22 protein-coding genes and 2 pseudogenes are annotated in these 25,905 nt (G+C 59.9%); 7 read left to right on the forward strand and 17 right to left on the reverse strand.

From position 1 onward, the window contains the following. Window positions 1–199: 199 nt before the first annotated feature. Window positions 200–490, reverse strand: coding sequence for a DUF2934 domain-containing protein (locus tag QA646_RS21800; protein ID WP_283060328.1), 291 nt, complete (start codon window positions 488–490; stop codon window positions 200–202). A gap of 334 nt (window positions 491–824) precedes the next feature. Between QA646_RS21800 and QA646_RS21805 the strand changes: the two genes are divergently transcribed. The 4 genes from QA646_RS21805 (at window position 825) to QA646_RS21820 (ending at window position 4,337) form a co-directional block, all read left to right on the forward strand. Further along, window positions 825–2,288: a phospholipase D-like domain-containing protein gene (locus QA646_RS21805; RefSeq protein ID WP_283060329.1), complete on the forward strand. Its 1,464-nt coding sequence runs from the start codon at window positions 825–827 to the stop codon at window positions 2,286–2,288. Between the two features lie 124 nt (window positions 2,289–2,412). Further along, on the forward strand, window positions 2,413–3,282 hold the full coding sequence (locus tag QA646_RS21810) for an endonuclease/exonuclease/phosphatase family protein (protein ID WP_283060529.1): 870 nt from the start codon (window positions 2,413–2,415) through the stop codon (window positions 3,280–3,282). 250 nt (window positions 3,283–3,532) lie between these two features. Further along, on the forward strand, window positions 3,533–3,931 hold the full coding sequence (locus tag QA646_RS21815) for a DUF1236 domain-containing protein (RefSeq protein WP_283060330.1): 399 nt from the start codon (window positions 3,533–3,535) through the stop codon (window positions 3,929–3,931). 112 nt (window positions 3,932–4,043) lie between these two features. Further along, window positions 4,044–4,337 (forward strand): hypothetical protein, encoded by a 294-nt coding sequence (locus QA646_RS21820; protein WP_283060331.1) that lies wholly within the window; start codon window positions 4,044–4,046, stop codon window positions 4,335–4,337. Window positions 4,338–4,578: 241 nt separating this feature from the next. Here the strand turns inward: QA646_RS21820 and QA646_RS21825 are convergent, their stop codons facing one another. From QA646_RS21825 to QA646_RS21835, 3 genes are all read right to left on the reverse strand, one after another. Then, window positions 4,579–5,712: a mandelate racemase/muconate lactonizing enzyme family protein gene (locus QA646_RS21825; RefSeq protein ID WP_283060332.1), complete on the reverse strand. Its 1,134-nt coding sequence runs from the start codon at window positions 5,710–5,712 to the stop codon at window positions 4,579–4,581. Beyond that, window positions 5,709–6,614, reverse strand: coding sequence for a 5-dehydro-4-deoxyglucarate dehydratase (gene kdgD, locus QA646_RS21830; RefSeq protein ID WP_283060333.1), 906 nt, complete (start codon window positions 6,612–6,614; stop codon window positions 5,709–5,711). Before kdgD ends, QA646_RS21825 begins: the two co-directional genes overlap by 4 nt. 88 nt (window positions 6,615–6,702) lie before the next feature. Next, window positions 6,703–7,452: a FadR/GntR family transcriptional regulator gene (locus QA646_RS21835; RefSeq protein WP_283060334.1), complete on the reverse strand. Its 750-nt coding sequence runs from the start codon at window positions 7,450–7,452 to the stop codon at window positions 6,703–6,705. 104 nt (window positions 7,453–7,556) lie between these two features. Between QA646_RS21835 and QA646_RS21840 the strand changes: the two genes are divergently transcribed. Continuing rightward, window positions 7,557–8,354, forward strand: coding sequence for an NAD(P)-dependent oxidoreductase (locus QA646_RS21840; RefSeq protein WP_283060335.1), 798 nt, complete (start codon window positions 7,557–7,559; stop codon window positions 8,352–8,354). Between the two features lie 49 nt (window positions 8,355–8,403). Here QA646_RS21840 and QA646_RS21845 read toward each other — a convergent pair whose 3' ends face one another. The 12 genes and pseudogenes from QA646_RS21845 to QA646_RS21900 form a co-directional block, all read right to left on the reverse strand. Continuing rightward, on the reverse strand, window positions 8,404–9,450 hold the full coding sequence (locus QA646_RS21845; protein WP_283060336.1) for a sulfate/molybdate ABC transporter ATP-binding protein: 1,047 nt from the start codon (window positions 9,448–9,450) through the stop codon (window positions 8,404–8,406). A gap of 11 nt (window positions 9,451–9,461) precedes the next feature. After that, window positions 9,462–10,334: a sulfate ABC transporter permease subunit CysW gene (gene cysW / locus QA646_RS21850; RefSeq protein ID WP_283060337.1), complete on the reverse strand. Its 873-nt coding sequence runs from the start codon at window positions 10,332–10,334 to the stop codon at window positions 9,462–9,464. Next, window positions 10,324–11,181 (reverse strand): sulfate ABC transporter permease subunit CysT, encoded by an 858-nt coding sequence (cysT, locus tag QA646_RS21855; RefSeq protein ID WP_283060338.1) that lies wholly within the window; start codon window positions 11,179–11,181, stop codon window positions 10,324–10,326. Before cysT ends, cysW begins: the two co-directional genes overlap by 11 nt. Window positions 11,182–11,187: 6 nt before the next feature. Beyond that, a complete protein-coding gene (locus QA646_RS21860) occupies window positions 11,188–12,216 on the reverse strand; it encodes a sulfate ABC transporter substrate-binding protein (RefSeq protein ID WP_283060339.1) in 1,029 nt (342 codons plus the stop codon). Window positions 12,217–12,372: 156 nt separating this feature from the next. Then, window positions 12,373–12,509, reverse strand: a pseudogene (locus tag QA646_RS21865) (protein-N(pi)-phosphohistidine--sugar phosphotransferase); the annotation flags it as partial. A gap of 23 nt (window positions 12,510–12,532) precedes the next feature. Further along, the gene (locus QA646_RS21870; protein ID WP_283060340.1) at window positions 12,533–13,225 is read right to left on the reverse strand and encodes a response regulator transcription factor; all 693 of its coding nucleotides are present in this window, start codon (window positions 13,223–13,225) and stop codon (window positions 12,533–12,535) included. Then, window positions 13,222–15,933 (reverse strand): sensor histidine kinase KdpD, encoded by a 2,712-nt coding sequence (locus QA646_RS21875; protein WP_283060341.1) that lies wholly within the window; start codon window positions 15,931–15,933, stop codon window positions 13,222–13,224. Before QA646_RS21875 ends, QA646_RS21870 begins: the two co-directional genes overlap by 4 nt. A 61-nt stretch (window positions 15,934–15,994) precedes the next feature. Further along, window positions 15,995–16,567: a potassium-transporting ATPase subunit KdpC gene (gene kdpC / locus QA646_RS21880; protein ID WP_283060342.1), complete on the reverse strand. Its 573-nt coding sequence runs from the start codon at window positions 16,565–16,567 to the stop codon at window positions 15,995–15,997. Between the two features lie 12 nt (window positions 16,568–16,579). Further along, on the reverse strand, window positions 16,580–18,670 hold the full coding sequence (gene kdpB, locus QA646_RS21885) for a potassium-transporting ATPase subunit KdpB (protein ID WP_283060343.1): 2,091 nt from the start codon (window positions 18,668–18,670) through the stop codon (window positions 16,580–16,582). A gap of 219 nt (window positions 18,671–18,889) precedes the next feature. Then, the gene (kdpA, locus tag QA646_RS21890) at window positions 18,890–20,593 is read right to left on the reverse strand and encodes a potassium-transporting ATPase subunit KdpA (RefSeq protein WP_283060344.1); all 1,704 of its coding nucleotides are present in this window, start codon (window positions 20,591–20,593) and stop codon (window positions 18,890–18,892) included. Between the two features lie 31 nt (window positions 20,594–20,624). Continuing rightward, window positions 20,625–20,714, reverse strand: a complete 90-nt coding sequence (gene kdpF, locus QA646_RS21895; protein ID WP_283060345.1) for a K(+)-transporting ATPase subunit F — start codon at window positions 20,712–20,714, stop codon at window positions 20,625–20,627. 314 nt (window positions 20,715–21,028) lie between these two features. Beyond that, a complete protein-coding gene (locus tag QA646_RS21900; RefSeq protein WP_283060346.1) occupies window positions 21,029–21,619 on the reverse strand; it encodes a YigZ family protein in 591 nt (196 codons plus the stop codon). Between the two features lie 1,178 nt (window positions 21,620–22,797). Between QA646_RS21900 and QA646_RS21905 the strand changes: the two are divergent. Continuing rightward, window positions 22,798–22,999 (forward strand): annotated as a pseudogene (locus QA646_RS21905) (IS30 family transposase); the annotation flags it as partial. Between the two features lie 87 nt (window positions 23,000–23,086). Continuing rightward, on the forward strand, window positions 23,087–24,292 hold the full coding sequence (locus QA646_RS21910; RefSeq protein ID WP_283060347.1) for an MFS transporter: 1,206 nt from the start codon (window positions 23,087–23,089) through the stop codon (window positions 24,290–24,292). A 276-nt stretch (window positions 24,293–24,568) separates the two neighbouring features. Here the strand turns inward: QA646_RS21910 and QA646_RS21915 are convergent, their stop codons facing one another. Continuing rightward, window positions 24,569–25,792 carry an SLC13 family permease gene (locus tag QA646_RS21915; RefSeq protein ID WP_283060348.1) on the reverse strand — a complete coding sequence of 408 codons (1,224 nt, stop codon included), beginning with the start codon at window positions 25,790–25,792 and terminating at the stop codon, window positions 24,569–24,571. Between the last annotated feature and the right edge of the window lie 113 nt (window positions 25,793–25,905).

A 25,905-nucleotide genomic window follows, 5' to 3' on the forward strand; every position in this document is an offset into this window, starting at 1 on the left:
CGCGGTTCACATAGTTGTTGCACATGGCGAAGCTCCCTTTTCGCCAAGTATCATGGATATGTGACATCTATTCCCGCGGTAGGCGTAATTTACCGGAATCCTTGGGAAATTTTGGCAATGTGGCACCATAAGACAACGGCCTGGTAATTAAGCCAGGCCGTTAATGTCTTCGGCTATATCATGAACCGCGAAGTTTACATCAAATCTTCGCGTCGGCCGCCTTTTTTGACGTCCGTTTCGTCGCGGCCTTTGTGGACGCGCCGGTAACGGCCGCAGCCATGACAGCGGCCACCTTGCCCTTTGCCTTGGGTTTGGCGTCTGTCTTGGGCTTAGCGTCCACCTTCTCTTTCTTGCCGGCCTTTTTCTCAAGCGCGATGCGCTCGCTGCTCGCCTGCTCCCAATGAACCGTATCACGGCCGGAAGGATACCCTTCTTCCTCCCATATGGCGTAGGCGCGCTTCTTGATCCATTCGTCCCGGGGTTCCAACATTGCCGTTCTCCGTTTGCATCATTGAACATGATTGATGAAAACGCCCGCTCTCTAAACGCGGGCTTTTATGCCTTCACGAGCAGGCGCTGAGGGGGCCATGAAGAAACTCTCCCTGTTCCCATGCTCAGCCTGCGGCAGGTGCTTCGCATGAAAAAAGCTGGTGTATCGTGTTGGACGACAGCGAAGCGACCGAACGTCAATATGGCGACAGTGCGCTCGTCATTCAATTTAAAACTTCTAATACACGGCCTTTTCGCAGGGCCTTCCGTCGAAGGGACCGGAAATAGAGCCTGCAGTCGATTGCAGCTTTCACGGGCAAAGTTATACTCCCGCCATGTTCGATCTGGTGATTGCCCATTGGGGCCAAATCCTCGCTGTCCTCTCCATTGCCATGGGGGCGGTAGCTGCCATTCATGCGGCGATGACGAAAGAGGAGGTTCGCGCGGCGATCGGCTGGGTCGGCGTCATCATCCTGTCGCCCATCGTTGGGGCCGTGCTCTATGCCGTTGCCGGTATTAACCGCATCCGCCGGGCATCGCTGAGCTCGCAGCGCAACGTCTTGTTCCAGAAGGACGCCTCGGGCGCGCTCGCCAGCTTCGACGCCCAGGGTGATGTCGTGCGCAGAATTTTTGGCGAGCGCTTCGGTTCTATGAAGACGCTTGGCGACCGCGTGGCGCGCTATCCGATGAGCACCGGCAATACCATTGAAATGCTGGAGAGCGGCGATGTGGCCTATGCTGCAATGAAAGCCGCCATCGATGGCGCCGAACGCAGCATCCTGCTGGAAACCTATATTTTCGATCGCGATCCGATCGGCCTTCGCATAGCAGACTCGCTGATTGCGGCCGTCAAGCGTGACGTCAGCGTGCGCGTGCTGATCGACGCCGTCGGCGCCCGCTATTCGGTGCCGAGCATCATGGGCTATCTGAGAGAAGGCGGCGTGCAGGTGGACGTCTTCAACGGCAATGTGATCATCGGGCTCAGGCTGCCTTATGCCAACCTGCGCACCCACCGCAAGATTCTGGCTGTCGACGGCCGCATTGCCTTTACCGGCGGAATGAATATCCGCCAGGGTTTTACCCGGGAATTCGCCAGCGATCACTGCGCCCGCGATACCCATTTCTGCGTCACCGGTCCCGCCGTCGCCGATCTCTTCAACACCGCCGCCGAAGACTGGCGTTTTGCCACAGGCGAAGCGCTGAGCGGCGATCACTGGCGGATTGGGACACCGGCGAACGAACCCGGCGCGCCGGTCTTCATGCGTGTGATCGCCTCCGGACCCGACCGCAGCGTCGAGACGAACCATAAGATGCTGATCGGCGCATTTTCTGTCGCCCGCACCTCCATCCGCATCATGTCGCCCTATTTCCTGCCCGATCGCGAGTTGATCAGCGCGCTGGTGACGGCGGCGAGACGCGGCGTCGACGTGGATGTCATCGTGCCTGCCGCCAACAATCTCCTGCTTGTCGACCGTGCTATGACCGCGCAGTTCGATCAGATGCTGAAGGATTATTGCCGCATCTGGCGCGCCGACGGCCCTTTCAACCATTCGAAACTGCTGACGATCGATGGCACCTGGGCCTATGTCGGCTCTTCCAATCTGGATCCGCGCTCTCTGCGGCTGAATTTCGAAGTCGATCTGGAGGTCATGGACCGCGGCTTCGCCGGCGCGATCGATGCGCGTATTGAGGCCGTCCTCGAAACGGCAATCCCGGTCGAGCTCGGCAAGCTTCATGCACGCCCTTTCATCGTCCGCCTGATCGAAAAGATCCTATGGCTCGGTTCACCTTATCTCTGAACAAAAGGGCTCAGACCGTCTTTCTACAGACAAGCCTTTTTACATGACAAGGCCGGCAATCACTCCCTATACTCCCGAAGGGGCAGTTCGGCAGGCTTTGACAACGGAAATGGTCGACGGACAGATGCGGAAAAAGAACGAAAGTCTCCGTGCAAGCATTTTCGAGAGCTTAAAGAACAGAAAGAAGTTGCGGACGGCGCATGTCGGCGAGCGAACCCGTCCGGAAGGCACATTGATCGCCTCCTATAATGTCCACAAATGCGTCGGCGCCGATCGCCGCTTCGACCCGGAGCGGATCAGCCGGGTTATCCATGAAATCGATGCCGACGTCATTGGCCTGCAGGAGGCCGATACCCGGTTCGGCGAGCGCACCGGTCTGCTCGACCTACGGCGGCTCGAGCGAGAGACCGGCCTTATTCCCGTGCCCGTTGTCGGCACGACCAAGGCGCATGGCTGGCATGGCAATGTCGTGCTGTTCAAGCAGGGCACGGTGCGCGATGTGCACCAGATCAACCTGCCGGGGCTCGAGCCGCGCGGTGCGCTGCTCGCCGAAATCGAACTGGCTCGCGGCGGCGCGCTGAGGATCATCGCCGCCCATCTCGGATTGCTGCACAGTTCGCGTGCCCAGCAGGCACGTTTGATCGTCGACCTGATGAGCACCGAGAATGACACACCGACCATCCTCCTCGGCGATCTCAACGAATGGCGGCTCGGTGACCGTTCGTCGCTCAACACCTTTCAGGCTGCCTTCGGCCCGCTGCCGCCGGCTGTGCCGAGCTTTCCTTCCACCCTGCCGCTGCTGGCGCTGGACCGCATCATGGCCAATCGCCGCGGTCTGATCTCGACGGTGGAGGTTCATGACTCTCCATTGGCGCGTGTCGCTTCGGATCACCTGCCGATCAAAGCCGCGGTCAACCTGGAAGCCTTGCGGGCGGAAATGGACGCGCGCACTGAAACCGCGTTGGAGCGCGCCGCTTTCAAGGCAAGCTATTGAAAGTAAAAAGTAGCCTAAAGTCAGAGAGTTGCGTCTGTTTAAATGCCGCCCGCTTGCGTGGCGTGCACGCGGCGGTGCTGGCTTAAGCAAGCCTATGCCCGCTATCGCCCAGACTTTCGTCTGATCTCGGTCAGACCAAAGTCCAGCCACTTCCCGACCGAAGCCTCAAAAAAGGAACAAGCGCAACAGCCGCGCTGTTTACCTACAGTTCCGTTACCCGCGGACAAACTGGAAACCAAAGGAGATTCTGATGAAAACGAGAGTCTTTGGTATCGCAGCCATCTCCCTTGCTTTGGCGAGCGGGTATGCCTTTGCCCAATCTTCGACCGTTAACGGCGCCGCAGGCGGGGCCGTGACGGGAGCGATCGTAGGCGGCCCGGTCGGAGCCGCCGTCGGCGGCGTCGCAGGCGCCGTTGTCGGCACGGCTATCGATCCGCCGCCGCAGAGGGTCGTCACCTATGTGCAGGAGCAGCCGATACCGGATGATACGGTTGTCGTCCGGCAAAAGGTTGTAGTTGGCCGTACGTTGCCTTCTTCGGTTGTGCTAACGCCTGTTCCGCATAACCGCAGATATGCATACGCTGTGGTCAACCACGAACGCGTCATCGTCGAGCCACGCTCGCGCAGGGTCGTCGAGATTCTCGAGTGACGTACCCGGAGAGTGCGCAGCACTCTCCGATCATTTCCGACAACCCGGGCACAGTGATCTCGGCGCCTAAGGGCGCCGAGCGCCGAAACTGCGTCCCTTATGGAGAAGTACAATGAAGAGACTTCTTATCTCATGCCTTGTCGCAATGGGCGCACTGACGGCAACAGCACTGCCTACTTACGCTCAGTCCGTGACGATCACCACCGACGATGGCTATGGCTATCGCCATTACAATCCCTACTACTATCACTACGGCGATCGCTATTACGGCGACCGTTATCGCTATCGCTATCGAACCATGTATCGCGACTGGGATGGCTACCGTCATGGCCACTGCATGACCAGGAGGGTCGCGTTTCACCATCACGGCCGGCTGGTCGTGAGAGAAACGCGCTATTGCCGCTGACGGCAATCCAACAGGAGCGCAGAGTGACCCATAGACTGTTCCTCCTGGCATGACCAAGCAGGTTGCCCAGGCAACAACCCGCAAAGCCAAAACGAACACGACTTGGCCTTCCGGCGATACGTCAGATGCTCGACCATCAATGTCACAATGGTTGTCGAGCAGCAGACGGAGGTGCGTCAAGTCATTAAGGAAGTTCACGCTCAGCCGGCATATATATTGTAGGGATCTCGGACATGCCGTCTCAATCCTTGAGCCGGTACTGCTCCAGCGCGTCGCGGTTGATCTCGATACCGAGCCCTGGACCGTCGGGAATGGCGACGACGCCGTTCACATGATCCAGCGGTTTTGTGAGTATGGCCTGGCGGAAGGGATTGTGCGTGCGGTCGAATTCCAGGATCGGCGGCCGGCCGTTGCGGCGTGGCGGGTCCGGGGGCAGGGCGGCGATGAACTGCAGACCGGCAGCGATAGCAACGCCCGTCCCCCAGACATGCGGCACGAGACGAACGCCATTGATAGCAGCCATATCGGCGATCCTGCGCATTTCGCTGAAGCCGCCGGTGCCGCAAATATCGGGCTGGATGATATCGACGGCACGGGTTTCCAACGGCTCGCGCATGCCGAAGCGGCCATGCCAGGTCTCCCCGCCGGCGACAGGGATCGGCTGGCCGGCGCGCACCGCGCGATAGGCGCTGAGCTGCTCCGGAATGACCGGCTCCTCGAACCAATCGACGCCGTATTTCGCAACGGCATTGCCGACCGTGCAGGCTTCCAGCGCATCATAGCCGTGATTGGCATCGATCATCAGCCGGATATTCGGACCGATCGCCTCGCGTACGGCGCGGATAACGGCGATATCCTCTTCGACATCGAAGCCGATCTTGATCTTCACCGCATGGAACCCTTGGGCGACATAGGCGGCGGTTTCGGCGGCGATATCGGAAACCGGGTCGACGCCATCCTTGCGGAAGGAGCCGGTCGCGTAGGCCTTCACATCCTCGCGGAAGCGGCCACCGAGCAGCCGCGACACCGAGGTGCCATGGTGCTTGCCCTTGATATCCCAGAGCGCAATGTCGATGCCGCTGAGTGCTGTCACCGTCAGGCCACGCTGGCCTTGGTCACGTAAGAGATTGTAAAGTTCGAGCCAGATCACTTCCGTATCACGGGGATCGCGGCCGAGAAGGCGAGGGGTGTAGGCTTTCACGACCGCGGCGTTGGGGCCGGCGGGGCCAAGGCATTCGCCCCAGCCGATGGTGCCGTCATCACAGACGATTTCGACGAGGCAGTGCTGGCGGCGGTCGAAGCGCATGGAAGCGCTTTCGAAGGCATGATCCAGCTTGTGGTCGAGCAAATGGGTGTGAACAGCGGAGATTTTCATGGGCGGTATGGCCTGATAAGATCATCGAGCATGGCGACTTCCTGTTCGGTGAGGTCGGTCAGCGGCGGGCGCACCGAGCCGGCGTCGAAACCAAGCAACCGGACGCCGGCCTTGATGGCCGACACGGCATAACCCTTCTGACGGTTGCGGATGCTCATGAAGGGATAGAAGAAATCGACCAGCAGCTTGTTGGTCGTCGCCGTGTCGCCGGCGCGCAGCGCCTTATAGAAATTCTGCGCCAAGGCCGGCACGAAGTTGAAGACCGCCGAGGAGTAGGTCGTGACACCTGCACCGAGATAGGCGTCGGCGAAGAGCTCCGCCGTCGGCATGCCGCCGAGATAGGTCAGCCGATCGCCCATCGTTGCCGTGATCTTGCGCACCAGACCGATATCGCCGGAGCCGTCTTTGAAACCGACGAGGTTCGGGCAGGCATCGCAGAGCCGCGCAAGCGTTTCGGCCGTCAGGATGGAGTTATCGCGATTATAGACCATGACGCCGATCGAAACGGCATCGCAGACCGCTTTGATATGCTGAAACATACCGTCCTGCGGCGCATCGATCAGGTAATGCGGCAGAAGCAGGATGCCGTCGGCACCAGCTTTTTCCGCCGACTGGGCGATCTGAACGGCGATGCGCGTGCCATAACCGCAACCCGCGACAATCGGGGTATCGCCCGCGGCCGCCTTTGCGGCGCTGACGATCGCCGGGATTTCATCCGGTGCCAGCGAGAAGAATTCGCCGGTGCCGCCGGCGGCGAAAAGCACGCTTGCCTTGAAGCCCGAAAGCCAGCCGACATGATCGCTATAGGCAGCTCGATTGAAACTGCCGTCCTTGCCGAACGGCGTCACGGGAAAAGACAAGAGCCCGGCGCCAAGCGCGGTCTTGAGAGCTAACGGGTCCATGGACACGACGATTCTCCAAATTCCAAACGAGTTGATGCGAACATAGAGGACATATGATAACAGTCAATCTCTTATCATATATCTAGATTCAAGATCCTTTCCGGATAAGGCTGCGATACCGCTGCTGACTGCCTTTCAAATGCAGCCGCATGGCCTCTCGCGCGCCGTGTTCATCGCGATCCGATATGGCTTCAGCGATGCGCCGGTGCTCTGTCTGGATCCGCGCCAGATAATCGGCGGATGCGATTTCGTCCGGCTGGTCCTGCAGGAAGGAGCGGGGAATCGCTCGCTTGCCGGTCAACTCCAGAAACTCGCGGAAACGCGGATTGTTGGTGGCGTCGGCAATGGCGAGATGAAACTCGAAATCGACCTCCGATGTTGCGATTCCCCGCTCAATGGCGCGATCGATATCTTCGAAACGCTCCATGATCGCCTCATCCTGCGCCGGCGAACGCCGAGCGGCGGCAAGGCCGGCGGCCTCGGTTTCCACGGCAGCACGCAATTCCAGCATTTCGATGATGGAGGAAATCCGACCTGAATCGGTGTTCAGTAAGCCTGCGATGGGGAAGGGGGGCGCGTGACGGACGAAGACGCCGACGCCGTGACGCACCTCGACAAGACCATCGGCGCGCATAGAGGCAATCGCTTCGCGGATAACGGTGCGGCTGACTTTGTATCGGTCCGTGAGGCCGCTTTCGCTCGGCAATTTTTCACCAGGCTTCAAAATCCCGCCAAGAATCTCCTCGCGCAGTTTCTGGCCGACGATATCAACGAGATTACGCCGGCCCGCCGGCCGTTCGCTACGCTCCATTGTCTTGATCACTATATTGTGCGGCATTCCAGCGTCCCGAAGTTTCCAACATGGAGACTACAGATATATGATGACGAACGGAAGCCTATATTATAAGTTCTGCGCCGAAGATACCGATATGGGAGAAAACCATGCTGAAAACTCTGTTGATGACCGGTGCTGCCGGCGGCGTCGGCCAAGCACTGAGACCGCTTCTTTCGCAGATCGCCGAGACGGTCGTGCTTTCGGATATTGCGCCTGTTGACGATTTGCGCCCGAACGAGCGCTTCGTCGCCTGCGATCTTGCCGATCGCGGCGGCGTCGAGGCACTAGTCAAAGGCGTCGACGGCATTATCCATCTCGGCGGCATCTCCGTGGAAAAGCCTTTCGATCTGATCCTGCAGGGCAACATCGTCGGCCTCTACAATCTCTATGAAGCCGCCCGCGCCGCCGGCAAGCCGCGCATCGTCTTTGCGAGCTCTAACCATACGATCGGTTATTATCGCCGTGATGAGCGCATCGACAACGCCGTGCCGACCCGCCCGGATTCGCTCTATGGGGTCTCGAAGGTCTACGGCGAAGCCTTGGCGAGCCTCTATTTCGATAAGTTCGGACAGGAGACCTTGTCCGTGCGCATCGGTTCCTGCTTTCCCGAACCACGCAATCCGCGCATGCTGGCGACATGGTTCAGCGCCCGCGATCTGATGACGCTCTGCGGCCGCGCCTTCGAGGCTCCTCGGCTCGGACACACAATCGTCTACGGCGCCTCCGATAACGACGAACAATGGTGGGACAACCGCAACGCCGCCTTCCTTGGTTGGAAACCACAGGACAGTTCCTCGCCGTGGCGCGCGGAAGTTCTTGCGAATGCCGTGCCGGAAGACCCGAATGATCCGGCCGTCATCTATCAGGGCGGCGGCTTTGCGGCAGCCGGCCATCCGGAAGATTAAGCACTGAAGGGGTCCGCAAGGGCCGAGACGGCGATCCGCTCACGAAGCCTCAGTCGCCGTTCCGAAACAGTCTCCAACGCGTCGGCCTGAAAGCGATGCGGTTGCGGTCGAGCGCGCCGGCTTTGTCCGGCGGCAGCTCGATTTCGATGGTCTCGTGCTGGGTGCCGATGTTCAATTCGAGATGACGAGTACCGGCAACGCGGCGGCTGGCAGTCAACAGTCCGGCGATGCAGCCACCATCGCCATCACGAAGCTCGATATCGTGGGGCCGGAAATGGAGATAGGCCACGCCATCGGGCTCGCGCGATGCGCTGAGTCCGAGAGGTCGATCATCGAACCAGATTTCGCCATTGGAAATGCGTACCTGCACGCGGTTGGACTGGCCGATGAAGCCATAGACGAAGGGCGAGTTCGGCGTGTCGTAGATCTCATCCGGCGTCCCGACCTGCTCGATCGCGCCCTTGTTTAGCACGACGACACGGTCGGCCAGTTCCAGCGCCTCTTCCTGATCGTGGGTGACGAAAACGGTGGTGTGGCCGGTGCGATCATGGATTTCGCGCAGCCACTTGCGCAGGTCTTTGCGGACCTGCGCGTCGAGCGCACCGAAGGGTTCATCCAGGAGCAGCACGTTCGGCTCGACCGCCATGGCGCGCGCGAGCGCCACGCGCTGCCGCTGACCGCCGGACAACTGCGCCGGATAGCGCTTTTCGAGGCCGCTTAGTTGCACCAGTTCCAGCAGCTCGAGGGCGCGGCGATGGATTTCGGCACGGGGAGGGCGGCGTGACGCCGTCCGTACCTTCAGTCCGAAGCCGATATTGTCCAATACCGTCATATGGCGGAACAGCGCATAGTGCTGAAACACGAAGCCGATATTGCGCTGCTGTACCGTCTTCTTCGACGCATCTTCATCACCGAAAAAAATCCGACCCTCGGTCGGCGACTCCAATCCGGCAATCAAACGCAACAGCGTCGTCTTGCCTGAGCCGGAAGGGCCAAGGAGTGCGATAAGCTCGCTGGAGCGGATATCCAGAGAGACGTTATGCAGCGCGGGAAAGCGACCGAATTCCTTGCGCAGATTTTGAACGCGAACTTCCATCAACAATTCCTTTAGTGACGCCGGCTGGCTGCGATCTCTTCGCTGTAGCGCATTTCCAGCAGCGTCTTCAGTGCAAGTGTTACAAGGGCGAGCAAAGCGAGAAGCGTGGCAACCGCGAAAGCACCCGAGAAATTATATTCATTATAGAGAATCTCGACCTGCAGCGGCATGGTGTTGGTCTCGCCGCGAATATGGCCGGAGACGACAGACACGGCGCCGAATTCGCCCATCGCACGGGCATTGCAGAGAAGAACGCCGTAAAGCAGGCCCCATTTGATGTTCGGCAAGGTGACATGCCAGAAGGTCTGCCAACCATTGGCGCCGAGGGACAATGCCGCTTCTTCGTCGGCGTTTCCCTGTTCCTGCATCAGCGGGATCAATTCACGGGCGACGAAGGGGAAGGTGACGAACATCGTCGCCAGCACAAGGCCCGGAACCGCGAACAAGATCTGGATTCCGTGGCTTTGCAGCCAAGGCCCGAGCACGCTGTTCGAGCTGAACAACAGCACGAAAACCAGGCCCGATATGACCGGCGACACGGAGAACGGCAAATCGATCAGGGTCGTCAGGAATGCTTTGCCCTTGAACTCGAATTTGGCGAGCGCCCAGGCAGCCGCCACACCGCAGACGAGGTTCAGCGGCACGCTGATACCGGCCACGATCAGCGTCAACCGGATCGCCGCGAAGGTCTCCTCATCAACCAGTGCGCTGAAGAACTCTTCAACACCCTTGCGGAATGCTTCAACAAAAACGGCGGCAAGCGGCATCAGCACCATCAATGCCAGGAAGACAAGCGAGATGGCGACGAAAATCAATCGCGCAAACCTGCTCTCGGTGATCACGGAATGAACCGTATCGGAGGAGGAAACGGCATCATGCGCCATTGCCGTATCTCCTTCTGCTCCAGGATTGAATGAGATTGATGACGAGCAACATGACAAAGGAGATGATCAGCATCATGGTCGCGATCGCCGTCGCCGCAGCGTAGTTATATTCCTCAAGCCGGATGACGATGAGCAACGGTGCGATTTCGGAGACATAGGGCTTGTTGCCGGCGATGAAGATCACCGAACCATATTCACCGGCCGCGCGGGCGAAGGCGAGAGCAAAGCCGGTCAAGGCCGCCGGCGCCAGGCCGGGCAACAGGACGCGGGTGATCGTTTGGAAACGATTTGCGCCGAGCGTCGCTGCGGCTTCTTCCACCTCACGGTCGATCTCTTCCATCACCGGCTGCGCCGTACGCACGACGAAGGGCAGGCCGACGAAGATCAGAGCGATGATGATGCCGGCGGGCGTGAAAGCGATCTTGATGCCGAGCGGCGTCAAAAGCTGCCCGATCCATCCGTTCGGCGCATAAAGCGTCGTCAGCGCGATGCCGGCGACGGCCGTTGGCAAGGCGAAAGGCAGGTCGACCATGGCGTCGATGATACGCTTGCCCGGGAAACGGTAGCGAACCAGAACCCAGGCGAGGATCAGGCCGAACACCGCATTGATAATGGCGGCGATGAACGCGCCGCCAAAGCTCATGCGGAGTGCGTAAAGCGTGCGGACATCGAGGGCGATGGCCCAAAATTTCGACCAGCCCAGAGAGCTGGTCTTCCAGAGCAATCCCGAGAGCGGGATGAGAACGATCAGGATGAGCCAAGTCAGGGTAACGCCGAGCGCCAATCCGAAGCCCGGAATGACACTCGGCTGCCTAAACCGCCACCGTTTGCGGGTTATTGCACGCATTCGGAATTATTGCCCCGGCTTGTATATCTGGTCGAAGACGCCACCGTCATCGAAGAACTTCGGCTGAGCTTGAGACCATCCGCCGAAATCGTCAATCGTTGCGAGCTTCACACTCGGGAACCGCGCAATATCCTTGGGGTCGGCTGCTTCCGGCTTGATCGGCCGGTAGTAATGCTTGGCGGCGATCTTCTGACCCTCGTCGGAATAAAGGTAGTTCAGATAGGCTTCGGCAACCTTGCGGCTGCCCTTAGTGTCGACATTGCCATCGACGACCGCGACCGGAGGGTCGGCGCGGATCGAGACGGAGGGTGTCACGATCTCGAATTTATCGGGGCCGAGTTCTTCGAGCGAAAGATAAGCCTCGTTTTCCCAGGCAAGCAGAACATCGCCGAGACCACGCTGAACGAAGGTCGTGGTCGCACCGCGAGCACCGGTATCGAGCACCGGCACGTGCTTCAGCAACTGCGTGACATATTCCTGCGCCTTGGCGTCGTCACCGCCATTTGCCTGCTTGGCCCAGGCCCAGGCTGCCAGGAAGTTCCAGCGAGCACCGCCCGATGTCTTCGGGTTCGGCGTGACCACCTGGACATCGTTCTTGATCAGGTCCGACCAGTCCTTGATGCCCTTCGGATTGCCCTTACGCACCAGGAAGACGATGGTCGAAGTGTAGGGAACGCTGTTGTTCGGGAACCTGGTTTTCCAGTCCGCGGGAATCTTCTTCGTGGCCTTGGCGATGGCGTCGATGTCGCCTTCCAGTGCCAGCGTCACCACATCGGCATCAAGACCGTCGATGACCGAGCGAGCCTGGGCGCCGGAGCCGCCATGCGAGGCCTTGATCTTGATGCTTTCACCCGTATCCTTCTTCCACTTGGCGACAAAGGCTTCGTTGAAATCCTTATATAATTCGCGCGTCGGATCGTAGGAAACGTTGAGAAGCGTCGTATCCGCGGCCCATGTCGGCGCTACCGCTGAGAGCGAAAAACTGCCGATGACAACTGCGGCGGCGAGAAGCCGCGAAAGCTTGATCGTCTGCATGGTGACCTCCTTCGTTTGCCTTAAACTCTATCAACTTAGTCGTATAAAGTAACGAAGATTGTTCCCGCTGATCGCGATTACATAGAACGGCGTCCCATAGAATCAAGGAAAGTGAAATCGCATTCTCTTACCAGGCTGCGGCACACCGGCAGCGGATCAGCGGACCGAGTCTGCCATGAAAACGGAATAAAGCTTGTCGGCACTTTTGCCTGGCACATGGCGGCCAACACGCCCTTCATTCTGAGCCGTCGGGCGAGGGCGGCGAGAACGTTCAGATATTCGCCCCGGCGATGGCGTAAATCAGGAGATCACGGCTTCATTCCGGCTCCCGCAGGCGATAGCCAACGCCGGTCTCCGTGGTGATGTATTGCGGCTGGTCCGGAATCTGCTCGACCTTCTGCCGGAGCTGGCGGACATAGACGCGCAGATACTGCACATCCGCCGCCGGACCCCAGACCTGTTTCAACAGGAACTGGTGCGTCAGCACCTTGCCGGCATGCTGCGCCAGCACCCGCAGAATGTCGTATTCCTTCGGCGAAAGTTTCACGTCCTTGCCGTCGACCTTGACGATGCGCTTGACGAGATCGATCGACAGGCCGCCGGTGTGGAAGATTGCTTTTTCGCCCTGCTGCTGCAGGCGGTGGCGAAGCGCGACGCGGATGCGTGCCCCGAGCTCGTTCATGCCAAAAGGCTTGGTGACATAGTCGTCGGCACCGGTTTCCAGCGCCTTGACGATGCCGGCTTCGTCCGTGCGGCTCGAGAGAATGACGACCGGCACTTGCAACCCGTCCTCGCGCCACTCCTGCAGCAGGTCATGCCCGGGCTTGTCGGGCAGGCCAAGATCGAGCACGATCAAATCGGGCTGATCTTCCTCTACGGAAAGCCGCGCCGCCGCTGCGTTCTGGGCTTCGTTGACGGCATAGCCTTGGGCGCTCAGGCCGACACGCAACAACTTGCGGATCGGTGGCTCGTCATCGACAACGAGTATCTTGACGGCGGTCGTGTTCATTTCAGTTCATCCAGCTTGGGAACATCCGTTGGTTTCGGCAGGCGAATGGTGAAGACCGCGCCTTGGCGATCCGTCCGGTTGCCTGCCGTGATCGTGCCGCCCATGGCCTCTATGAAACCGCGGCAGATGGAAAGACCGAGGCCGGTACCGGCCCGCACCTGATCGCCCTTGCGCACCCGGTAGAAGATATCGAAGACTCGTTCGAGATCGGCAGGCGGAATGCCCGGACCTTCGTCCATGACGCGGAAAATGATGTTGTCGACATCGGCCCAGGCTTCCAGACGGATGGCGGACTCTTCGGGCGCATATTTGGCGGCATTGTCGAGCAGATTGAACAACACCTGCTCGAATAGCACGGGATCGACCCGCACCATCGGCAGATCGGCCGGGATCTGCACGTCGACGCGGTGGTGGGCAAGGATCTTCGCCCCGCGCCGGAGCGCGCTTCCGGCAATATCGTCGGCATAATGTAGAGCGAAATTCGGCTCCATCGCGCCGGATTCGATTTTGGTCATGTCGAGCAGATTGGCGATGAAGCGGTTCAGTCGCTCCGATTCATCGACGACGGTCGACAGAAGATCCACGCGGTCCTCATGCGGCAGGGATTCCAGATAGTCGCGTAGAGTGCCAGCCGCTCCGAGGATCGCGGCAAGCGGCGTCTTCAGATCGTGCGAAATTGAAGTCAGCAAGGCAGAGCGCAGCCGGTCGGCCTCGACGGCCAACTTGGCACGGTCGACATCGGCAACCAGTTGCACGCGTTCGATGGCGAGCGCGGCCTGATCGGCGAGCGCGTCAAGAAGGCGCTGCTGTTCGGGCGTCAATAGCGGACCGTCGCGGCGGTCGCTGTCGAGCCCGATGACACCAACGGCCGTGCGGCCGGTGCGCAGCGGCACATAAAGACGTTTGGCACCCGGCAGCGTATCGGCGCCGCGGCCAGCGGCATGGTTGTGTTCCCAAGCCCAGCGCGCGGCGGCGATATCGGCATCGTCAAGCGTATCGTCGGGCGGATAGCCGGCCTTCACGGCAATCGTACCATCCTCCGGCAGCAGCAGCACCACGCGCACCTTCAGCATCGAGGCGAGCTGGAAAGCCGTCGCCCAGAGCACGTCATCGAGTGTGCCGGTGCCGGCAAGCTTCTTCGAGAATAGATAAAGATCCTCGGTCGTTCGCGCTCGCTGGCGTGCGGCGGCCGCCTGCCGTTGCACGGTTGCGGTCAGATTGCTGGCGACGATGGCGACGCCCAGGAAGAAAAAGAAAGCGAGCACGCTTTCCGGATCGCTGATCGTCAGCGTGTAGCGCGGTGTCAGGAAAAAGAAGTTGAAACAGAGCGCGCCGAGAAGGCACGAATAAAGCGCCGGCCGCAAGCCTTGCGTCACCGCCGAAGCCAGCACTGCCATCAAGAACACCAGCGCCAGATTGCGAACGTCTAGCACCTGGTCGAGGATGACGCAGAAACCAAGGGCGACGGTGACATAGAGCGTCGCCAGGACATAGCCGCGCAACTGGAACGGGGCAGGCGAGGGCGCCGACCTGACGCCGCGGCTTGCCGCCGAACCTTCCGCGTCGCTGCCGGAAATGACATGAACGCTGATGTCGCCAGCCTTGCGGATCAATTCGTAGGAGACCGAACGCTTGGACCAATCCCGCCAGGAGCCGATCTTCGGCGAGCCGATGACGATGTGGGTGACATTGTTGCTGGCCGAATGGCGGAGCAATTCTTCGGCAACTTCGCGGCCGGGAATGGTGATTGCTTCGCCGCCGAGCTGCTCGGCGAGCCGGAGCGTCGCGGCAATGGTGTCGCGCTGCGCTTCCGTCAGACTGATCGACCGGCTGGTCTCGACAAAAACGGCAGCCCATGGCGCGCGCAGGCGCGAGGCCATGCGGGCGGCATAACGCACCAGAGAGGTGGAGCGCGGATGATGGTCGATCGAGACGAGCACGCGCTCGCCGGCCGCCCATGGGCCGGGGATCGCATGCGCCTGCATATGGGTCAGAAGCTGGTCGTCGACCCGTTGCGCCGTGCGCCTCAACGCCAACTCGCGCAGCGCCGTCAGATTGCCGGGCGTGAAATAATTGGTCAGCGCCCTTTCGGCCGTCTTCGGCACATAGACCTTCCCGTCATGCAGGCGCTTGATCAGATCGTCGGGTGTCAGGTCGATGATCTCGACATCGTCCGCCAAATCGATGATCGAATCCGGTACGGTTTCGCGTACACGCACGCGGGTGATTTGTGAGACGACGTCGTTCAGGCTTTCCACATGCTGAATATTCAGCGTCGTATAGACGTCGATGCCGCGATCGAGCAGCTCCATGACGTCCAGATAACGCTTCGGATGGCGGCTGCCATGCGCATTGGTGTGGGCGAGCTCATCGACCAGCACTAGGCCAGGCCGACGCTTCAGGATAGCATCGAGATCCATCTCGTCCAGCACGCGACCCTTATAGTCGACATGGACGCGGGGAATGATCTCGAAGCCGTCGAGCAAAGCCTGCGTCTCCTGCCGGCCATGAGTCTCGACCACGCCGACGACGACATCGACGCCGTCAGCAATCTTAGCCTTGCCGGAGATCAGCATTTCATAAGTCTTGCCGACGCCCGGTGCAGCACCCAGAAATATCTTCAGGCGGCCGCGCGTTTCCTGCCGAGCCTTCTCCAGAAGCGCGTCGGGCGAAGGCCTGCTCAGCGTGTCGCGGCTATCGTCTGGCATCGATTGATCTTTCCTGACGGATGGACGCTGAGGCGGCCACACCCGCCTCAACCCATTGGTCTTACTGAGTCATAGAAGCATCCAACGCCTGGTTCAATGCCAGGACTTTGACGACGGGTTCGCCGAGAATACCGAGTTCGCGCGGCTCGACGGCGGCATCGACGATCGAGCGGAGCTTGGCCTCATCCATGCCGCGCGCCTTGGCGATAGGCGGTATCTGGAAATAGGCATCCTCAGGCGAAATATCAGGATCAAGACCGCTGCCCGATGTGGTGACCAGATCGATCGGAACCGGCATGTTCGGGTTTTCCGCCTGTAGCCTTGCGACGTCGCTCTTAATGCGGTCGAGCATTTTCTGGCTGGTCGGGCCGAGGTTGGAGCCGCCGGAAGACGACGCATCATAACCGTTCGTGCCAGCGGCCGACGGACGGCCATGGAAGTAGCGGTCAGAGGTGAAATTCTGGCCGATGAGCATCGAGCCAATCACCTTGCCGTCCTTCTCCACCAGGCTGCCATTCGCCTGGTGAGGGAAGAGCGCCTGGGCAGCGCCTGTCATGGCGATCGGATAGAGGAGGCCGGTGACGGCGGTGGTGACGACGATCATGACGATGGCCGGTCTGATTTGTTTGAGCATGACAAGAACTCCTTAGGCGAGGCCCATGGCGGTAACGGCCATGTCGATGGCCTTGATGCCGATGAAGGGCACGACAATGCCGCCGAGGCCGTAGATCAGAAGGTTGCGGCTGAGCAGGGCACCCGCGCCGATCGGACGATAACGAACGCCCTTCAGTGATAGCGGGATCAGCGCAATGATGATCAGCGCGTTGAAGATGATCGCCGACAGAATGGCGCTTTGCGGCGTTGCCAGCCCCATGACATTCAGCATCTTTAGTTGCGGATAGAGGGCGATGAACATCGCCGGGATGATGGCAAAGTATTTGGCGATGTCATTGGCGATCGAGAAGGTGGTCAGCGCGCCGCGGGTCATCAGCAACTGCTTGCCGATCTCCACGATTTCGATGAGCTTCGTCGGATCGCTGTCGAGATCGACCATGTTACCGGCCTCGCGGGCGGCGACCGTGCCCGTGTTCATGGCGACGCCAACGTCGGCCTGGGCAAGCGCCGGAGCATCGTTGGTGCCATCGCCGCACATGGCGACCAGCTTGCCCTTCGACTGCTCCTCGCGCATCAGCGCCAGCTTCATTTCCGGCGTTGCTTGGGCAAGGAAGTCGTCCACGCCGGCTTCGGCGGCAATGGCTGCGGCCGTCAGTGGATTGTCGCCTGTGATCATGACGGTTCGGATGCCCATGCGGCGCAGTTCCGCAAAGCGCTCGCGTATGCCGCCCTTGACGATGTCCTTGAGCTGGATGACGCCGAGCAGACGACCGTCGCGGGCGACCGCAAGCGGCGTGCCGCCGGCCTTGGAGATTTCGTCCGATATGGTCTGCAGGTCGCGGATCATCTCGCTGATGGTGCGCGACATCACGGTCGCACCGGTGTCGGAAGATGGAGGAGTGCTGCCGTTGACATAGGCCAGCACCGCATCCACCGCGCCCTTGCGGATGGAAGATCCCTCAAGATCGACACCGCTCATGCGGGTCTGGGCGGTGAATGGCACGAAGGTGGCCTTCAGGCTGGTCATGTCGCGGCCACGGATTGCGTATTTCTCCTTGGCAAGCACGACGATCGAGCGTCCCTCGGGCGTCTCGTCGGCGAGCGAAGCGAGCTGCGCGGCGTCGGCCAGATCCTGCTCCGTCACGCCTTTGACTGGGCGGAAGGAGGTGGCCTGGCGGTTGCCGAGGGTAATCGTGCCGGTCTTGTCGAGTAGTAGCGTGTCGACGTCGCCCGCGGCTTCGACGGCGCGGCCGGACATGGCGAGCACGTTGAAGCGCACCAGACGGTCCATACCGGCGATGCCGATCGCAGACAGCAACGCGCCGATCGTGGTCGGTATCAGTGTCACGAACAAAGCGACCAGAACGACGGTGGGGATCGAGCCGCCGGCATAGGCCGCAAAGCTCGGGATCGTCACAGTGGCCAGCACGAAGATCAGGGTCATGCCGGCAAGCAGGATGTTGAGGGCGATCTCGTTCGGCGTCTTCTGACGTTCCGCACCTTCGACGAGCGCGATCATGCGGTCGATGAAGGTCGAGCCGGCGGCGGCGGTGATGCGGACACGGATTTCATCCGACAGCACCTGCGTACCGCCGGTGACGGCGGAGCGGTCGCCGCCGGATTCGCGGATGACCGGAGCCGATTCACCGGTAATCGCCGCTTCGTTGACCGAAGCGACGCCCTCGATCACTTCGCCATCGGAAGGGATAATGTCGCCGGCTTCGACCAGCACGACATCGCCGACCTTCAGGCTGGTGCCGGGTACCATCTTGTAATCGGTATGGCTGTTGCCGGTCAGAAGCTTGGCCTGGGTTTCGGTGCGCGACTTGCGCAGCGATTCGGCCTGCGCCTTGCCGCGGCCTTCCGCGACGGCTTCGGCGAAATTGGCAAACAGCACGGTGAACCAGAGCCAGATGTTGATCTGGAGCGAGAAACCGAGATTGCCGCCGCCGGTCAAAAGATCGCGCAGGAAGAGGACGGTGGTGAGCACCGATACAACGGCAACCACGAACATGACGGGGTTCTTGGCAAGAGTGCGCGGGTTCAGCTTCTTGAAAGCGGCGCCCACGGCCGGAACGAGGATGCGAGAATCCAAAATACTCGTGGATTTTAACTGGCTCATAAGAGACTCCAGCGTGAAGAGGGAATGGCGGAACGGGATCGCCCGATCAGCCCAGCAGAAATCTGAAGACGGCTAGGCCGAGGAACAGCGTGATCATCGCAACCAGGATGGCGTCGGAAGCGCAGGCCATCCGGGCCAGGCCACGCCCTCTGTCGAAGGACGTGGATCGATGAGCTTTCGAAGCCTGATGCGTTTGGGTTGCGACATCACAGTCTTTCCTTAGAAGGCTTGCCCGGTGATCATCGCCAGATATTCGACGATCGGGCCGAGGGCGAGGGCCGGGAAGAAGGTCAGCCCGCCGACGATCAGGATGGTGCCGACCAGCAGGCCGACGAACAGCGGCCCGTCCGTGGGGAAGGTGCCGGCCGAGGCGGGGACCGTCTTCTTGGCGATCAGCGAGCCGGCAATGGCAAGCGCCGGAACGATGACCAGGAAGCGGCCGATCAGCATGACGATGCCAAGCGTGATGTTGTACCAGGGCGTATTGCCGGAAAGGCCGCCAAAGGCCGAGCCGTTGTTTGCCGCCGCCGAGCTATAGGCATAGAGGATTTCCGAAAAGCCGTGCGGACCGGGGTTGCCGATGGAGGCGACGGCGGCCGGCAGCACGGAGGCGATCGCGGTGAAGATCAGCATGCCGGCGGGCAGGCAAAGTACGGCGAGCATCGCCATCTTCACTTCCTTGGCCTCGATCTTCTTGCCGAGATATTCCGGCGTGCGTCCGACCATCAGACCGGCCACGAAGATGGCGATGATAACGAACATCAGGATGCCGTAGAAACCGGCGCCGACGCCACCGACGATGACTTCACCGAGCTGCAGGTTGATCAATGGGATCATGCCGCCAATCGCCGTGAAGCTGCCATGCATGGCATTGACCGCGCCGCAGGAGGCGGCCGTGGTGATGACCGCAAAGAGCGACGACAGCGTAATGCCGAAGCGGACTTCCTTGCCTTCCATATTGCCGCCCTGGACGCCGAGCGCATGCACGAGCGGATTGCCGGCAGCTTCAGCCCAATAGGTGACGATGACGCCGGCGATGAACAGCACGCCCATCGCGCCCAGAATGGCCCAGCCTTGGCGCTGATTGCCGACCATGCGTCCGAAGACGTTGGTGAGCGCCGCGCCGATCGCAAAGATCGCCAGCATCTGGATGAGATTGGAGATCGCATCCGGGTTTTCGAAGGGGTGCGCGGAGTTTGCGTTGAAGAAGCCGCCGCCATTGGTGCCGAGCATCTTGATCGCAAGCTGCGAGGCAACGGGGCCGACCGCGATCGTCTGCTGCGCGCCTTCGAGCGTCGTGGCGCTGACATAGGGGCCGAGTGTCTGGGGCACGCCGAGATAGACGAAGACCAGGGTCATGACGATGCAGGCGGGAAGCAGGACATAGAGGGTCGCCCGGGTCAGATCGACCCAGAAATTGCCGATCGCCTTGCCGGAAGCACGCGAAAAGGCGCGGATGAGCGCGATGGCGATTGCAATGCCAGTTGCGGCGGAGGCGAAGTTCTGGACGGTAAGGCCGGCCATCTGCACGAGATAGGACATCGTGCTTTCACCACCGTAGTTCTGCCAGTTGGTGTTGGTCATGAAGCTGGTGGCTGTGTTGAACGAGAGTTCCGGGCCGATCGCGGTCATGCCGGCGGGGTTATAGGGTAGGCTCGCCTGGAACCGCTGCAGCAGATAGAGCACGATGAAGCCGGCGAGGCTGAACAGCAGCATGGAGATCGAATAGGTCGTCCAGTGCTGCTCCTCGCGCTCATCCGTTCCCGCAATGCGATAAAGCCCCCGTTCCAAAGGACCGAGGACGTAAGAGAGAATTATGCGCTCGCCCGTGAAGACACGCGTCATATAACCGCCGAGCGGTTTGACGAGCAGAAGGAGGATCCCGATATAGATCAGGATCTGAAGCCATCCATTGAAGGTCATGGGGTAACTTTCCCTACCCGGCGCTATGGAATTAGAAGCGCTCGGGGCGAATGAGGGCGTAGATCAGGTAAGCGGTGAGAAAGAGGGTCACGCCGCCGCCGAGAGTGTAATCCAGGAGCATTGGTGTCTTTCCGACTAAAGGCTGTCGCAGGCTTTGGTGTAAGCGATGCACAGGATGAAAAATAAAGCGCCGATCCCGATAAGAAAGATGTCCATCATCGATCGTTGATCCCTAGCTGTTCTTGTTGAACGCCAAAATAGATTGATGGCACTCCCCGAAGGAGGCGCCTTCGTTTCTTTCTGGCGAGGAGATCATCTTGCCGATATCTCGGACATCAATATGCGACCGAATGGCATTAAGGTTCGAGACGGCGGGAGGGGGAAAGATATAAAAATCTTATAAATGCCGACCGGTCAGCATCGTCGCCTGCTAGATCAATCGCCGGTGCGAAACGCCGAGCGCCCGTTGGTAAGGTCATTTATGAGCTGTGCGACGGCTTGCACAGCCTCTTGGGGCAACTGGACAGTTGCATCGCAACCGTCGTCGGTGAAGTGTTGTTCGACGATGCGAACCTGATCGAACGAAGCGAGGCGTGCCTTCACCAGAGCCAAATCGCCAAACTGAATTTTCGCTTGTCCGACGATCATTGGCGTGAAAGCAGTCAGCGTCGCTGCTCTCAGGCAGGCTGCGGCGGTGCCGCCATATGCCCGCACGAGACCTCCCGTCCCGAGCAGCACGCCACCGAACCACCTGGAAACGACCAGAAGCACACAATCGACCGATTGCCCGTCGATTGCGGCCAATATCGGCTTTCCGGCCGTACCGCTCGGCTCACCATCGTCCGAGAAACGGTAGGCTTGTCCGATGCGCCAAGCCCAGCAATTGTGATTGGCCCCGGCCGCTGTGGCGATGGTTTGAAGAGCCGCCTTTGCTGCCTCCTCGCTGTCGACAGGGGTTGCGACCGCGCGAAACGTGCTCTTCTTGATGATCTGTTCGAAACTGCTCTGTTCTTCCAGGCGAAACATCTTGCTCTCAATGGGTGCGGCGCTCGCTTCTAAATCGCAGGAACCATGTGCGGCAACCGTAGTTTCTCCATAAATGATGGAGGCGAAAATGTATCGCGATTTAAACGGGTTCTATGAAAGAAGAGAGAGCCCTCGAGAGCCCAAGAAGAAGCCTCCACGATTGACTGCAGGTCAGCAGAAATTGCTGATTTGGGCGCTCGGAATTGAGCTCATGCTCCTATGTTTAGCCCCGGTTGGCGACGTCTCCATTGTCAGCGCATTACTGTACCTTGCTAGATAGAAGGGTTGGTATCGGGTCGCGCACTCGAAGCCGACCGCGCGCAGGCGTCATACGTCGTTCCCGTCCGATCTGCGCACCATTGGCCATCATATTATCGCAGAGGGTCCACCACGACCTTCAGCGCCGACTCGCCTTTCCGATATGCTCCCAACGAGGCAGCGCCAACGTTGGCAAAAAAGACTTCGCCACCGTTCACGATCGAGGCCACGATCGTCCTATGCGGCTCAACTGCCACTTCGGCAACGTCATGGTCATCGGAGGGCTCCGCGTACGAAATCTGATTGAAAGACGGTACCAGGGGATCGCGGGTTTCGCATTCCGGGAGGCACGATTCAAACGTGCGCGTAGCCGTGTGCCGTTTCGAAGTTGCCTTTGCCGCAATTTCGGAAGACGTTCTGATGATGGTTGGGATCGGAAGGTTTGCCGGCGTTGAAGCAGTCTCAGTCATGGAGATGTCCGGTGGCGTCTGCTGCGGACGTGAAGCTAGAAGATCATCCTTCGCAGGCCGGATGTTTTGTGTGTCGACCGCGAAGACGGCTGATACCCGCGGCAAAGGGCGGGACGCTTCCAAGTTTCCCGCACCAATCCACCAGGATGTACCCAATCCTGCACCGGCGACTGCCAGATATAGAACCTTGCTCCGGATAAACCGCGAAATCTCTGTCGTCATCTCGAACTCTTTCTCACCGTTGGAACCCGTGTGAGAAGAACTTCAAATCGGGGCACAATTTTCGCTCAACGATGACAGGAAAGCGGCCGTTTGTGCAGAAACATTTCGGCTTCTTGATAGGATCCGATCCTTGATTCGTTTCCACACCCACGGAAATACGACAGCGCTTTTGGTTCCATAAGTCGCATTATGAACTTTTCACTGGTAGCCGGGTACATTCTATTTTCAAGTGCGACATGCCAAAAGGGAGCAGTCGAAAACGCCAACAAGTGCATTCGCCGCTTCATGCCACGCGATACGGATCTTGCAGCCATCTCCCAGCGAGACCTCATTCACCTTGCCCATCAACTCAACGATCTACCGCGAAAATGCCTCGGCTGCAAAAATGCCGGCCGAAGTGTTCAGGGCGCATTTGCAAGAAGAGGGGTGATCCCCTACCCTAAACTTCGGTATGATGCACTTGGGTGAGCTTCTCCCATTGCTCATGGGAGCGGTGTAGAGAACGCGATCGAGAGCAATGAGACAGATGCAAGGCATTCACCCAGCCACATGGCTTTTCGCGGCGCGCTCTTTGCGCGACTTCGGCGATGGCTTTGTTGCTATCCTGCTGCCGGTCTATCTACTCGCTCTGGGCTTCTCACCTCTGCAAGTCGGCATCATCGCCACGGCATCCCTCTTCGGCTCTGCGCTCCTGACGATCATCATTGGATTTCTTGGCGCCCACCGAGACCGTCGCGGCTTGCTGCTGACCGCCGCCAGCGTGATGGTCGTGACTGGCCTCCTCATGTCGATGATCAATGATTATGCGCTGCTATTGGTGGTCGCATTTGCCGGAACGATCAATCCATCGGCCGGCAGTGTGAGCATCTTCGTGCCACTTGAGCATGCCGTGCTCGCTGGCGAAGTGCCCAACGTCGATCGAACGCGAATGTTCGCGCGCTATAGGCTCGTCGGGGCGCTTGCAAGCGCCGTCGGCGCGCTGGCCGCGGCACTGCCGGAACTTATGGCAGGGTTTGGGCTGGCGCACCTTAGCGCCATCAAGCTGATGTTCGTTCTCTACGCGGTCGTTGGCGTCCTGGGCGGCCTTGTTTATGCGCGCATACCGCCTCGCCCGATGCGCCGAGCAATTGACAAACCGGCGGCGCTCGGACCTTCGCGCACCATCGTCTTGAAGCTCGCAGCTCTCTTCAGTCTCGACGCCTTCGCGGGAGGTTTCGTGGTTCAGTCGCTGCTTGCCCTGTGGCTGTTCGAGCGATTCGATCTTTCGGTTTCCGAGGCTGGGGTGTTTTTCTTCTGGACGGGTGTGCTGTCGGCGTTCTCGTTTCCGATCGCGGCGCGGCTCTCGAAACGGATCGGCCTCATCAACACCATGGTGTTTACCCACATTCCATCCAGCGTCGCTTTGGCCCTCGCAGCATTCGCACCCACCTTGCCGCTGGCGCTCGCTTTGCTGCTCGTTCGAGCCGCACTGTCGCAGATGGATGTCCCGACCCGTTCTTCCTATGTAATGGCGGTCGTGTCGGAGGCGGAGCGTGCGGCGGCTGCAAGCTTCACATCCGTGCCGCGAAGCCTTGCCGCAGCGGCGAGCCCTGCGCTCGCCGGTGCTCTCTTCGCTGCGTCCTTTCGCGCTTGGCCGCTCCTCATCTGCGCCGCGTTGAAGATCATGTATGACCTGCTGCTGTTACTGCAATTCCGGCACCTCAAGCCCCCTGAGGAATGTTGAAAGCATTCTCCTTGCCTGAGTAAGACGGTCCGGGTTTCCGGTTCGAGGCAGGCTAAGCTCAGATGCAACTTACCGAGTTAAGCTCTGCGGGCATGAAGATCGAGACTGCCCCGTACGCGCTACGCAATGCGCCCGACAAGGATCAAGGCGCCGCCGATCGGCGAGGGTCAGTTGCGAATAGCAGCATTGGAACACGCTAAAGCCTCCAAAGCGAAGCAATTGAAATCATTGGCATGTCGCGCCTGAATGGAATGCACCTTCTCCACAGCGCATTGCCTAGAGAGGCATGAATCCGCCAAGCCATAGCCACAGGCCGGCGAAGATCATGGAAAGCAGCGTGATCGGTACGCCGGCTTTTGCATGGTCCCGGAAGGTCAAGCGAATACCCTGGGCGGAGGCGCGTTCGGCCACGATCAGATTGGCAAGGCTTCCGACGAGAAACAGGTTTCCGGCCAACGTCGACAAAATGGCAAGGCCAATCAAGACACCCTGCGGAATTTCCTGCCAGACCTTGAGGATCATCACCACGGCGGGAACATTGCCTATCGTATTGCTCAAAAAGAGCGAGATCGGCACCAGGAACGAAACCCGGTCGGGAAGAAGGCCGTGCGCGGCGAGGATGCGTACCGCCTCCTCCGGAATTCCGGTCCGGGCGAAGGCGTCGTTGACGACGAACAGGGCCGCGAAAAGGATCAGCAAAGGCAGATCGATTTCGCCGAAGAGCTGCCTGGTCGGCAGAATACGGCTCACGATAAGGCAGGCGGCGATCAGAAGAGCGGAGATCTCCCGCGGCAGCGGCGTGGCAAAGAGCACAAGCAGCACCAGCAGGGCTATAGCGCAGATTCCGGCCTGTCCGCGGTCGAAGGGGGAAGGCTCGAGAGGCACGCCGTCGACCGCTACCAGGCTAGATCGCCAGATGACGGCGATACATCCGAAACTCAGAACGAGCCCCGCGACCGCCGGGACGGCGGCATAGGCGAAATAGGACCAGAACCCCAGCGCGCCGGCCTGGCCGATCATGATGTTTTGCGGATTGCCGATCAGGGTCGCCGCTGAACCGGCGTTGCTTGCGGCAGCAAGGCCCAGCAGGAACGGCCGAGGGTCGAGTCTGCGCACCTTGAGGCCGGCACAAAGCAGCGGCGTCATGGCAAAGACGACGATATCGTTGACAAGGAAGGCGGAGAGAATGCCGCCGACCGCAATGGTCAACGCCAGCAGGCGCAAAGGTCTGCCTGCCTGCCGGGCGATCCAAACCGACGCTGCATCATAAAAGCCACTCGCGCCGACCCTCGCGGAAAGGATCATTAAGCCGCCGAGCAGGAGCAAGGTCGGAAAATGGATCGCCTCACCCATCCTGTCGAGCGGCACCGCCGCAAAAGCGGCAAGCACGACGGCGGCGATCATCGCGATGCCCGCGCGGTCGACCCTCAGTCCGGGCACGCGTCCCAAGGCCATTCCTAGATAGGTAAGCCCGAAAATAATAACGACGAAATTTGTCATTGTGCGGAATCGTCCATACGTCCAGCTCACGAATTGGACCATTGCGTCGACAAGCGCAAGTGGTCAATCGGCTTGAAGTAAACCCAGCCGAAACGGAGCGGTCCTTCTCGTAA

It is taken from the genome of Rhizobium sp. CB3090 (assembly GCF_029714285.1).
GTDB lineage: Bacteria > Pseudomonadota > Alphaproteobacteria > Rhizobiales > Rhizobiaceae > Rhizobium.

Bases quoted from the DNA above. Each gene is read 5' to 3' on its own strand.
- kdpF (WP_283060345.1), bottom strand. From the start codon at position 20,714: ATGCTCCTGGATTACACTCTCGGCGGCGGCGTGACCCTCTTTCTCACC.
- kdgD (WP_283060333.1), bottom strand. From the start codon at position 6,614: ATGGACCCGTTAGCTCTCAAGACCGCGCTTGGCGCCGGGCTCTTGTCT.
- QA646_RS21840 (WP_283060335.1), top strand. From the start codon at position 7,557: ATGCTGAAAACTCTGTTGATGACCGGTGCTGCCGGCGGCGTCGGCCAA.
- QA646_RS21810 (WP_283060529.1), top strand. From the start codon at position 2,413: ATGCGGAAAAAGAACGAAAGTCTCCGTGCAAGCATTTTCGAGAGCTTA.
- QA646_RS21820 (WP_283060331.1), top strand. From the start codon at position 4,044: ATGAAGAGACTTCTTATCTCATGCCTTGTCGCAATGGGCGCACTGACG.
- QA646_RS21800 (WP_283060328.1), bottom strand. From the start codon at position 490: ATGTTGGAACCCCGGGACGAATGGATCAAGAAGCGCGCCTACGCCATA.
- kdpA (WP_283060344.1), bottom strand. From the start codon at position 20,593: ATGACCTTCAATGGATGGCTTCAGATCCTGATCTATATCGGGATCCTC.
- kdpB (WP_283060343.1), bottom strand. From the start codon at position 18,670: ATGAGCCAGTTAAAATCCACGAGTATTTTGGATTCTCGCATCCTCGTT.
- QA646_RS21900 (WP_283060346.1), bottom strand. From the start codon at position 21,619: ATGTTTCGCCTGGAAGAACAGAGCAGTTTCGAACAGATCATCAAGAAG.
- QA646_RS21805 (WP_283060329.1), top strand. From the start codon at position 825: ATGTTCGATCTGGTGATTGCCCATTGGGGCCAAATCCTCGCTGTCCTC.
- QA646_RS21910 (WP_283060347.1), top strand. From the start codon at position 23,087: ATGAGACAGATGCAAGGCATTCACCCAGCCACATGGCTTTTCGCGGCG.
- QA646_RS21835 (WP_283060334.1), bottom strand. From the start codon at position 7,452: ATGCCGCACAATATAGTGATCAAGACAATGGAGCGTAGCGAACGGCCG.
- QA646_RS21825 (WP_283060332.1), bottom strand. From the start codon at position 5,712: ATGAAAATCTCCGCTGTTCACACCCATTTGCTCGACCACAAGCTGGAT.
- QA646_RS21915 (WP_283060348.1), bottom strand. From the start codon at position 25,792: ATGACAAATTTCGTCGTTATTATTTTCGGGCTTACCTATCTAGGAATG.
- QA646_RS21845 (WP_283060336.1), bottom strand. From the start codon at position 9,450: ATGGAAGTTCGCGTTCAAAATCTGCGCAAGGAATTCGGTCGCTTTCCC.
- QA646_RS21875 (WP_283060341.1), bottom strand. From the start codon at position 15,933: ATGCCAGACGATAGCCGCGACACGCTGAGCAGGCCTTCGCCCGACGCG.
- kdpC (WP_283060342.1), bottom strand. From the start codon at position 16,567: ATGCTCAAACAAATCAGACCGGCCATCGTCATGATCGTCGTCACCACC.
- cysT (WP_283060338.1), bottom strand. From the start codon at position 11,181: ATGCGTGCAATAACCCGCAAACGGTGGCGGTTTAGGCAGCCGAGTGTC.
- QA646_RS21860 (WP_283060339.1), bottom strand. From the start codon at position 12,216: ATGCAGACGATCAAGCTTTCGCGGCTTCTCGCCGCCGCAGTTGTCATC.
- QA646_RS21815 (WP_283060330.1), top strand. From the start codon at position 3,533: ATGAAAACGAGAGTCTTTGGTATCGCAGCCATCTCCCTTGCTTTGGCG.
- cysW (WP_283060337.1), bottom strand. From the start codon at position 10,334: ATGGCGCATGATGCCGTTTCCTCCTCCGATACGGTTCATTCCGTGATC.
- QA646_RS21870 (WP_283060340.1), bottom strand. From the start codon at position 13,225: ATGAACACGACCGCCGTCAAGATACTCGTTGTCGATGACGAGCCACCG.